Genomic DNA, 10224 nt, shown 5'->3' with positions numbered 1-10224 from the left:
TACAAGGAAAGATGCTATCTTCCGAAGGATTGGCCCAAGAATTGAACCAACGCATGACCCAAGGGCAAAGCGACTTTGTATTCGTCATTGGCGGATCAAACGGCCTGCACAAGGACGTCTTACAACGTAGTAACTACGCACTATCATTCAGCAAAATGACATTTCCACATCAAATGATGCGGGTTGTGTTAATTGAACAAGTGTACAGAGCATTTAAGATTATGCGTGGAGAAGCGTATCACAAATAAAACTAAAAAATAGATTGTGCATAATATAAAAGGAGCGGATTTATATTAAAACTTTGAATTCAAAAATTATTGAAAGGGAAGCTACCTTAGAAATTGAATCTATGGCAACTAATACATTGAAAATAAACCCGGATATTAATTCAAACGATACAAAAATGTCTTTCGATGGAGAATTGGAAGTGTATGATTCTGAAAATTTGAGTAAAAAAAATTTCGTTGGAAAAATACAAGTTCAAGTTAAAGGAAAGGAAGTAGCTAAAAGAGGAGGTAAGGTTATTCATCGAAGTAATGTCAAAATGAATGATTTAAAGGCATACCAACGAGAAGGTGGTGTGTATTACTTTGTCGTGTATTTAATCGTTGAGAATAAAAAAGTTGTTGAGAAGCAGGTTTATGGTAAACAATTACATCAATTAGATTTACAATTTTTACTGCAAAAAAAGCAGAAAAGCGTCACTATAAAAATGTATGAAATTGAAAATGAAAAAATTTTATATAATAATTGCGTAAAATATATAAATGAAAAGAGATTACAAAACCAAGTAGGTCAAGTTAAAGTAAAGAACATAGAAAAAGCTTTATCATATATAGCTACACCTGAAAATATTGTGATGGATCATAGAGGTTTACCATTAAATGATTTTTATGGCTATATAAAAATTAATTCATCTGAATTAGATGTAACTATACCAGATGGAGTATTAAGTATGGAAAAAGTAAAAAGAGTGAACAAAAAGCAGATAATAAAAGAAGGCAAGTTATTATTTGAAGGTATGGTAGGTATAGAAACTTCAAAGGAATCCATCTCTATAACTATAGATGATATTTTCAAAATTCAAACATTTGAAAGTGATAACAAAAGTACATATACAATGTTACCATTTAAAAAATTAAATATAGCCGAACAATCTTTTAATGTTATAAACGAATTGTCGAAAGGCGGCGAATTCTTTTTGGATCAAATCCAATTAGTAATCCAACCTTTTGAAATTAATATTATTGAAATAAAAGAAACAATAAATAAGTTGAATATTAAATTATCAGAGTATAGTAACTTGCTTTCGTTTGATGTGAGTCTAAAATCTACAGAATTTGATAAGCAGATGAATGAGATAAAAGGTTTATTAGAATTATTGGAATATAAAAATTTTAAAGATTTTAAAATGCATAATAATGGATACTATAAAATGAAGTTTTGTGGAAAATTTATATTATTATTTAAAGACAATACATCATTGTATAATGTCTACTCTAATGACTTTGTAGATAGATTTGAGGCTGTTACAAAAGAAAGAGTTGTACAGATGCCAATTGTTTACACATTAACAAGAGATATGATTGTAGATGTACTGAATTTTGATATAAATGTTATTAAAGAATGTATTGAATCAGATAAAATTGCTATTCAATCTGACATTAAATGGGAGAAATTAAATAACTTTGCATTAGAATTAATCGCAGCCTATGATGAAACTCAAAGAACCGATTTATTAGAATTAGCTGAATATGTATTAAATAATTTGCTGAATTTTGATAATGATAAAATATTTATGAACTTAATCAACAAAGCTCAAATTATAAAGAGAAGAAGAAATGATGTAGATGAAAAATTGTTAATTAAGTTATTCAAATTGAGAGATAAATTAATAGACATTGATAAAGAAATAGCAACATTGTATATCAACGTAGTATCAGGGAGTAAGCAAGAGGCAAAAATAAGATATGAAACCCTCAATGCTGCAGATTTGGAAATATTTAATGCTTACCCGATTTTTAATTTATATAAAAAATTAATAGAAAGTTGAGATTATGACGAAAAATACTTTTAGAGAAAGAATTCAAAAAACATATACAAAAAAAGATCTTGAGAAAGCTTTAGGTCTTAAAAACAAAGCTCAATTGCAGAAACGAATTGATAAATTAGTTGATATTTATAAGGTTGATATGAAGAAATTTCAAAAAAATTCTGGCGAAAGTGAAAGAGCTGCTTATAGTTTCAATGGGATTGCTTTTGATATACTATGTGTCTTATTAAATAATATGACAGATGATATGCTCCCTAAAGCAATAACAGATGAAGACGTAAAGTTAAGAAAAAATGCGATAGAGCATATCGATATTGACCAATATGCACATTTTATTAAAAGCATTAAAAATGATATAGATAAAATTGAATTTAAGCCATTAAAGTTACATATACATGCACAAAAAGCATATCAAGATGTAAAAAAAGTATTTGATTCAGGTAATAAAATAAATGAAAAGTTGCAATTAGTTTCAGAAGTAATGAATCAATTACCTATTGATAAACAAGTTGAATTAAGTGATAAAATCGCATTTGCTATACATGAAACTATTTATTCTACATTCGCAGAGATCAAGTATAATGAAAGGATTGCTGAGCATAATCAAACAAGTGAAAACTCAAGTCAGTATGATTTTAGATTTAACTATTTCGTAAATCAATTAACTGATAATGTAATAACAGAAGATATAAATGAAGAAAAAGCCTTTATATATGATAATGATGAACAATTAGATTGGTTATTGGTTAACATACTAAATAAAGTTCAACGGGCTGCTGATGGTTGGGGGATGAGAAACGCTAAGCCTCATCATAGAACACAAAAGTTTAGAGATATTGAACATTATTTCCTTAGAGACGTATCGAAAATGATTGATAAAGAGCTTAACAAAAAGGAAAACTTAAATAAACAATCTAAAAAATATGACTTCGATAATAAGATAAAGGTCATTAATGACAATATTGAGTTTTTTAATGAGGATGAACAAATTAGAAAGCATTTATTAGAGTTACGTAAACGATTAGACTTTCATTCTGCAGCAGTATTAAATCAGAAAAATCATTCACACATAGGCAATGAAATGTTCCAATATTTTATGGATGATATGCAACAAGTTGTAACATTGATAGACCGATACATTAATAAGACTGAACATTATAATGATATGAAAAATGGCTATATTAATGAATATAAATCATTTTATAATGCATATAATAATGAAATTGAAGTGACTAAGACGTACGAAAATAACATCCCAATGGCAATGTTAATGAAACAATTTAAGAATCAACTGTTAAAAAGAAGGAATAACCGAAAAAGCTCTAATTGAAGTTAAGTAGAAAATTAATAAATAATTGGTAAGCTCAATCCCTCATATAAAGGGATTGAGCTTATTTATTTGGTGGAATTTTTTTTGAAATTTTTTGCCACTTCATCAATGACCTCTATTTAGTATTAGGATTGTCTTATCAAAACGTTTTGAACAAATTTTAAGTTGAAAGTGAGCGCGCCACTTTCAACCATAAAGGAGAAGATTTACATGGAGACAAGAGACAAACTGATGTCATTGACTCAAAGTGACAAAACACAGCAATGGCTAATGGACAAGTCATCTAACCAAGATGACATTCAACAATTGCAGCAACAATTCAGCCAGCAGTTAGATCAAAAATATAATGCACTTTTAGCTGACAATCAAGCTAAGTTAGACCAATATGTGGAAGTACATCAAGGATTGGAAGCATTAAAGGAAGAGATTGAATCAGAATCCATTAAACTTAATATAGATAAATTACCCGATATCAAAGCAACAATGCTTGAAAGAGCCAAGAATGATGAACATTCTGATAAGATCGAAAAGCTATTTGATAGGTTAGAACAGGCATTAAATGGTACGAATCGATTATATACGCAATTATCGTTGATTGGTACACGAACACATCGAATTACAACTAAAAATTTTAATCTTCAAGGCTTACCAAAATCCGTCCAACGTATGATTTTACCTTCACAATTCAAAAAGGTATATACAATCGATTTCAAGTCATTTGACCCTTCAGTTGTTGGATACATGACGCAAGATTCTAAACTGATTGACTATTTGAATCATAAAGAAGGTTTATATGACGCATTATTAGAAGATTTATCACTGTCCAAAAAGGAGAAAAAGTTCGTTAAACGTACATTTATTGGTTCGTTTTTATTTGGCGGCAACTTCGATAGCCCCAAATTCAAGTTGAAACATTATGTAAGTGAAGAGCAATGGTTGGATACGGTCAGCCAATTTACAAAAGTCAATGAACTTAAGAAACAAATCGAAGAGCATAAAACCATGCCGATGCCCTACGGCATTGAACATGATATGAGCGCATTTCAAGGTAGCAGTATTATGGCAATCTACGTACAAACTGTAGCGAGTTATATTTTCAAGCACATTCTGCTAAAAGTGTACAAAGCACAGTGCGATCAAAAAACGTTCAAGATTATAGTACCGATACACGATGCGATTATGATTGAATGTGAAGATGAAGAAATTGCACAAAATGTGGGTCAGTTAATGAAAGATACGGCTAACCAGTTGTTCAATGGTGAATTTGCACATGTGACAGTGGAAGAAATAGGAGGCGTAGACCATGAATAATGATAGAGGACAAAGCCTACACATCCCAAGTAGTACACCAATCAAAGAAAATAATATATATGTAGCTACGTTACATTCTGTGATCCAAACAGATTTCTCAGGTGAAATAAAGCACCAATTCACGTATGAAATTGAAGTGAACAATCAGATTGTATATGCGAATCGTAATATTCCAACAAAACCGAGCGCTAATCAGTTGTCAATTCATGATTGGCTTAAACGTCATAGCAACTATAGCGTGTGTCATAAAACGTATGAACCTTACATTGACCGTAAGCATTTAATCCATATTGGTCAATATAATGGTAATTATTATGTAAACGATGTAGCGCCATTAAATGAAACTGGAGGCATATTATAATGAACCATATATTACAAATGTTATCTAAGCTATTAAGTGAAGCTAAGGAGGCAATCGACCGTCAAGGTCTGATTGCTATCCTAACCCTTAGTATTGGTAATGGCAATGAGATAGAAGAAACGGCACAAGGTGAAGCAATATATAGCAAACTTATTGATAAGTTACAACTTAATATCCCTAAAGATAAGGATTACCGACCTAATATCTATAGTTATTTTGGTATTCAGAAGAAACCCAATGATACAGTACTAATGGAAATGATGATAGAGGTTTTTCATATTAAACGTTTTAATTCAGAATTATTTGTTTTCAAAGCTAACGGTTGGCAAAAGATAAATAAAGATGAATTACAAGGATTGGTAAGTAAAATGATACAAGTACTATTTATCGACTACAAACCTTCACAAAGTACACTAAGAAATGTGGTTGATGGTCTACAAAAATCAACAGATGTAGAAGAGCTTGTTGAGGATAAGCAGTATATTGGTTGCGGTCCTAACATGTTTAATCTAAATACATTTGAAGTTGTTAAAAATTGTATAGATATATTCCCTAAAACACGCTTGAATATAGAAATAGATAAAGGTGATGTTATAAATGAAAATATACCTGACCACTTTAGTAAATACATGCTAGAGCTTGCTAACTTTGATACCGATTTAAAGCACTTTCTGATACAGCATACAGCAATACTGCTTACTGCTAATACCAAACTACGAAGAGGTTTGATTCTGCATGGCGCTGCTAATAATGGAAAATCAGTATATATAAAGTTGTTGAAATCATTCTTTCATCAAAATGACGTTATATCAAAAACGCTAAACGAACTTGGTGGACGTTTTGATAAAGAAAGCTTAATTGGGAAACGATTAATGGCAAGTGATGAAATTGGTGAGGCAAGAATCAATGAGAAGGTAGTAAATGACTTTAAGAAGTTACTTTCAGTTGAACCTATCCATGTTGATAGAAAGGGACAGACACAAGTAGAAGTCACATTAGATTTAAAACTGATTTTTAATACTAATGCTGTACTAAACTTTCCATCTGAGCACGCAAAAGCATTAGAGCGTAGAATTGCTGTTATTCCATGTGAATATTATGTTGAAAAAGCTGATCCCGACTTAATTGAAAAGTTACAGGATGAAAAGAAAGAAATCTTTCTTTACTTGATGTATGTGTATCAACAGATTGTAAAAGCAGATATCGAGTACCTTGAAAATAGCCGTGTCACTGAAATTACTCACGATTGGTTAAATTTTGGATATGAATTTGTTTCTAGCAGGTCCGTAAGTATTCCAAATCAGAAAGCATGTATTAATTTACTCCGAAAACTTACAGCAATTAAACCAGGGTCACGTATCAAAGTGTCTAGGCTAAATGAGGTTATTAGAGATGAAATTAAAGTAAGCTCTCAAGTTATTAATGATTTGGTTCAAGCTAACTTTAATGTACAAAGTAGACTAAATAATGGTTATAAGTATTGGATCGATTTAGGATGGAAAGAAACTGATAAAAAAGATGACATGATTTCATTCGATGAAAATGAGAATGTAACAGATGATGAGTTCTTATACGAAGATGATTTGAACTTAGGTTGGGAGGACTTTGACGATGAATAATGAACAAATTGAAGCATTTGTAGAAGTGCTTGTACCTATCATAGAAGAACGTATCAATAAAGGTAATTAAGGCTAATTACGTACTACAGGCAGTTGCCTGTAGTACTCATATGATTAAGTGGTAAAAGTGATAAAAATGAAACGAAATTATAAATATATATTATCTATATGTTGTTACAAGACCGATAGTCTGTAGCAATAATCTAATAAAAGGAGCGGTATGATATGAAGGGTAAAATTGCACTTTATTCACGCGTTAGTACGTCAGAGCAGTCGGAGCATGGGTACTCAATCCATGAGCAGGAACAAGTACTCATCAAAGAAGTTGTGAAAAATTTCCCAGGTTATGACTATGAGACATATACTGACTCAGGCATTTCAGGTAAAAATATTGAAGGTCGTCCGGCAATGAAACGTCTATTACAAGATGTTAAGGATAATAAAATCGAAATGGTGTTAAGTTGGAAATTGAATCGTATCTCACGATCAATGAGAGACGTGTTTAATATTATTCATGAATTCAAAGAACATGATGTAGGGTATAAATCGATTTCTGAGAATATTGATACATCCAATGCTTCTGGAGAAGTACTCGTTACAATGTTTGGGTTAATAGGATCTATAGAACGCCAGACTTTGATTTCGAATGTGAAACTTTCTATGAATGCTAAGGCAAGGAGCGGAGAGGCAATCACCGGTCGTGTTTTAGGCTACAAATTATCACTTAATCCACTTACACAGAAAAATGATTTGGTTATCGATGAAAATGAAGCTAATATTGTACGTGAAATTTTCGATTTATATTTGAATCATAATAAAGGCCTCAAAGCCATTACAACCGTACTTAATCAAAAGGGGTATCGTACTATTAATCAAAAGCCATTTTCAGTGTATGGTGTTAAATACATTTTGAATAATCCAGTCTATAAAGGCTATGTCAGATTCAATAACCATCAAAACTGGGCTGTACAGCGAAGAAGTGGCAAAAGTGATAAAAATGATGTGATATTGGTCAAAGGTAAACATGAAGCCATTATAAGTGAAGAGGTATTTGATAAAGTTCATGAAAAATTAGCTTCTAAAAGTTTTAAACCGGGCAGACCTATTGGTGGAGATTTCTACTTACGTGGCCTTATTAAATGCCCAGAATGCGGAAATAATATGGTATGTCGACGGACGTATTATAAAACGAAAAAGTCCAAAGAACGGACAATCAAGCGTTATTACATTTGTTCCTTATTCAATCGTTCAGGGAGTTCTGCATGTCACAGTAATTCCATCAATGCTGAAGTCGTCGAGCGTGTAATTAATGTTCATTTGAATCGTATTCTGTCTCAACCAGATATTATCAAGCAGATTGCGTCAAATGTGATAGAAGAACTGAAACAAAAGCATAGTAACCAAACAGAAATTAAATATGACATTGATAGTTTAGAAAAACAAAAAGCTAAGCTTAAAACACAACAAGAACGATTGTTAGAATTGTTCTTAGATGATCAGATGGATAGCGAAATGTTAAAAGCTAAACAAAGTCAAATGAATCAACAGTTAGAAGTATTAGATCAACAAATTAAAGAAGCGCAACAAGCAAATCAATCACAGGATGAAATACCTAATTTTGATAAATTAAAAGGACGACTCATTTTGATGATAACACGATTCAGCGTGTACTTAAGAAAGGCTACACCCGAAGCTAAAAATCAACTTATGAAAATGTTAATTGATTCAATTGAAATTACGACAGATAAACAAGTAAAACTTGTAAGGTATAAAATTGACGAAAGTCTTATCCCTCAATCTTTGAAAAAAGATTGGGGGTCTTTTTTTATGCCCAAATTCCAATTTGAAATATATGGTCAAAATGATTATTTCATCGACCAAATTACCACTTTTACCACTTAGTTATTAGTGACAAAAGTGAGCGAAATGAAATAAAAATCAAATATATATTATCAAAATGATGTATCACATGCATACATCAATCAAATACATTAGGAGGTCATAACCATGACACTAGAACAACAACTCAAGCACTATATAACCAACTTATTCAATCTGCCAAGGGACGAAGTGTGGCACTGCGAATCTATCGAGGAAATCGCTGATGATATCTTACCCAATCAATATGTAAGACTTGGCCCACTCAGTAATAAAACACTTCAGACTAATACCTACTACTCTGACACACTTCATGAAAGTAATATCTATCCTTTCATTCTCTACTATCAGAAACAACTCATAGCCATCGGTTATATCGACGAAAATCACGATATGGATTTCTTATACCTACACAACACTATCATGCCTCTTTTGGATCAACGATACTTACTAACAGGAGGACAATAAAATGCATAAATACATCAAAATTACACAATTAGTCATTACAATACTAAGTGAAATCATCATTTGGATGAAAGAGTCAGAACGAAAGGAAGTCTCTTATGAATAGATATATCACCCGGGGTATCGCCAACAACTTACCTAATATCTTACAACACCAATTATGGCAACTCGTATCTGAGCGAGAACAAGAACAAACCAAAGATAATACTTCAGTAGATTATTTTCATATATTCCAGTTCAATAAGCATCGCAATCAATTATATATCAAACACAAACAAGAACGACCTGAATATGCGAAAATCCATAAAGCTAATTATTCAAAAGCAATCAATATCAATAAGGTCTACATTATTCGAGAAGATGATGTAGACCTTTCTTATTATGTCATGTTATTACCTGAAGAATACTAGAGGAGTGAAAATTATATGGAAACAATCAAAAGTACATTAAAAACAGAAGCCATATTCAGTGATGACAAACAACATCGCTATCTACTTAAGAAAACATGGAATAGTGAAAAACAATCAATCACAATCATTACAATGTATCCGCATTATGATGGCATTCTCAATATTGACCTAACGACCCAACTCATCATGAACAAAGTTTCAGAAATGGATGCATTTGGTTCAATCAATTTTGTGAATCTATACTCTAATATTACAACCCCTATCAATCTCAAACATTTAGAAAATGCGTATGATAAGCATACAGATATTCAAATTATGAAGGCAGTGAAAGAGTCAGATGAAGTGATATTAGCTTGGGGCGCTTACGCTAAAAAGCCCGGTGTTGAAGCACGTGTTAATGAAGTATTAGAGATGTTGAAACCACATAAAAAGAAAGTAAAACGACTCATGAATCCAGAAACCAATGAAATCATGCATCCCCTTAATTCGAAAGCACGTCAAAAATGGATATTAAAAGTATAGCAACTAAAATGTTTATTCACTATCCATGAAAATAATTGAATTTCATATATATCTTTTAATCTACAATATGATTAAAAGATATATTATTTGGTTCTGTTGCAAAGTAAAAAAATATAGCTAACCACTAATTTATCATGTCAGTGTTCGCTTAACTTGCTAGCATGATGCTAATTTCGTGGCATGGCGAAAATCCGTAGATCTGAAGAGACCTGCGGTTCTTTTTATATAGAGCGTAAATACATTCAATACCTTTTAAAGTATTCTTTGCTGTATTG

Annotated in this window: 10 protein-coding genes and 1 pseudogene; 10 read left to right on the top strand and 1 reads right to left on the bottom strand. The window is 31.5% G+C overall.

Going from position 1 to position 10224, the window contains the following annotated elements:
• The 10 genes from IDG60_RS18560 to IDG60_RS18510 form a co-directional block, all read left to right on the top strand.
• A partial coding sequence (locus IDG60_RS18560) for a 23S rRNA (pseudouridine(1915)-N(3))-methyltransferase RlmH (protein WP_206160815.1) occupies positions 1-248 on the top strand: 248 nt, incomplete at its 5' end.
• Between the two features lie 53 nt (positions 249-301).
• Positions 302-2053, top strand: a complete 1752-nt coding sequence (locus tag IDG60_RS18550; RefSeq protein ID WP_224757397.1) for a hypothetical protein — start codon at positions 302-304, stop codon at positions 2051-2053.
• A 4-nt stretch (positions 2054-2057) separates the two neighbouring features.
• Positions 2058-3383, top strand: coding sequence for a DUF6038 family protein (locus IDG60_RS18545; protein ID WP_048665304.1), 1326 nt, complete (start codon positions 2058-2060; stop codon positions 3381-3383).
• A gap of 210 nt (positions 3384-3593) precedes the next feature.
• Positions 3594-4694: a DNA polymerase family A protein gene (locus IDG60_RS18540; protein ID WP_103143686.1), complete on the top strand. Its 1101-nt coding sequence runs from the start codon at positions 3594-3596 to the stop codon at positions 4692-4694.
• Positions 4687-5055, top strand: coding sequence for a hypothetical protein (locus IDG60_RS18535; RefSeq protein WP_103143685.1), 369 nt, complete (start codon positions 4687-4689; stop codon positions 5053-5055). The genes IDG60_RS18540 and IDG60_RS18535 overlap by 8 nt, the downstream gene beginning before the upstream one ends.
• Complete coding sequence (locus IDG60_RS18530; RefSeq protein WP_103143684.1) at positions 5055-6674, top strand: DUF5906 domain-containing protein; 1620 nt, start codon at positions 5055-5057, stop codon at positions 6672-6674. The genes IDG60_RS18535 and IDG60_RS18530 overlap by 1 nt, the downstream gene beginning before the upstream one ends.
• 225 nt (positions 6675-6899) lie before the next feature.
• Positions 6900-8576, top strand: coding sequence for a cassette chromosome recombinase CcrC (gene ccrC, locus IDG60_RS18525; RefSeq protein WP_000676596.1), 1677 nt, complete (start codon positions 6900-6902; stop codon positions 8574-8576).
• A 105-nt stretch (positions 8577-8681) separates the two neighbouring features.
• Positions 8682-9020, top strand: a complete 339-nt coding sequence (locus tag IDG60_RS18520; protein ID WP_000171559.1) for an SAUGI family uracil-DNA glycosylase inhibitor — start codon at positions 8682-8684, stop codon at positions 9018-9020.
• Positions 9021-9115: 95 nt separating this feature from the next.
• Positions 9116-9427 carry a DUF960 family protein gene (locus IDG60_RS18515; protein ID WP_001083109.1) on the top strand — a complete coding sequence of 104 codons (312 nt, stop codon included), beginning with the start codon at positions 9116-9118 and terminating at the stop codon, positions 9425-9427.
• A gap of 15 nt (positions 9428-9442) precedes the next feature.
• Entirely contained in the window at positions 9443-9949 is a 507-nt protein-coding gene (locus IDG60_RS18510) for a DUF1643 domain-containing protein (protein WP_000447786.1), read from the top strand.
• Between the two features lie 148 nt (positions 9950-10097).
• Here IDG60_RS18510 and IDG60_RS18505 read toward each other — a convergent pair.
• Positions 10098-10224: pseudogene (locus tag IDG60_RS18505) on the bottom strand (IS6 family transposase); the annotation flags it as partial.

The sequence above is a fragment of the Staphylococcus sp. EG-SA-2 genome, assembly GCF_017152085.1.
This window is presented reverse-complemented; position numbering and strand designations above follow the sequence as displayed.

Excerpts from the sequence above, each read along its gene's own strand:
- IDG60_RS18535 (WP_103143685.1), top strand. The coding sequence starts at position 4,687 with ATGAATAATGATAGAGGACAAAGCCTACACATCCCAAGTAGTACACCA.
- IDG60_RS18515 (WP_001083109.1), top strand. The coding sequence starts at position 9,116 with ATGAATAGATATATCACCCGGGGTATCGCCAACAACTTACCTAATATC.
- IDG60_RS18530 (WP_103143684.1), top strand. The coding sequence starts at position 5,055 with ATGAACCATATATTACAAATGTTATCTAAGCTATTAAGTGAAGCTAAG.
- IDG60_RS18510 (WP_000447786.1), top strand. The coding sequence starts at position 9,443 with ATGGAAACAATCAAAAGTACATTAAAAACAGAAGCCATATTCAGTGAT.
- IDG60_RS18540 (WP_103143686.1), top strand. The coding sequence starts at position 3,594 with ATGGAGACAAGAGACAAACTGATGTCATTGACTCAAAGTGACAAAACA.
- ccrC (WP_000676596.1), top strand. The coding sequence starts at position 6,900 with ATGAAGGGTAAAATTGCACTTTATTCACGCGTTAGTACGTCAGAGCAG.
- IDG60_RS18545 (WP_048665304.1), top strand. The coding sequence starts at position 2,058 with ATGACGAAAAATACTTTTAGAGAAAGAATTCAAAAAACATATACAAAA.
- IDG60_RS18520 (WP_000171559.1), top strand. The coding sequence starts at position 8,682 with ATGACACTAGAACAACAACTCAAGCACTATATAACCAACTTATTCAAT.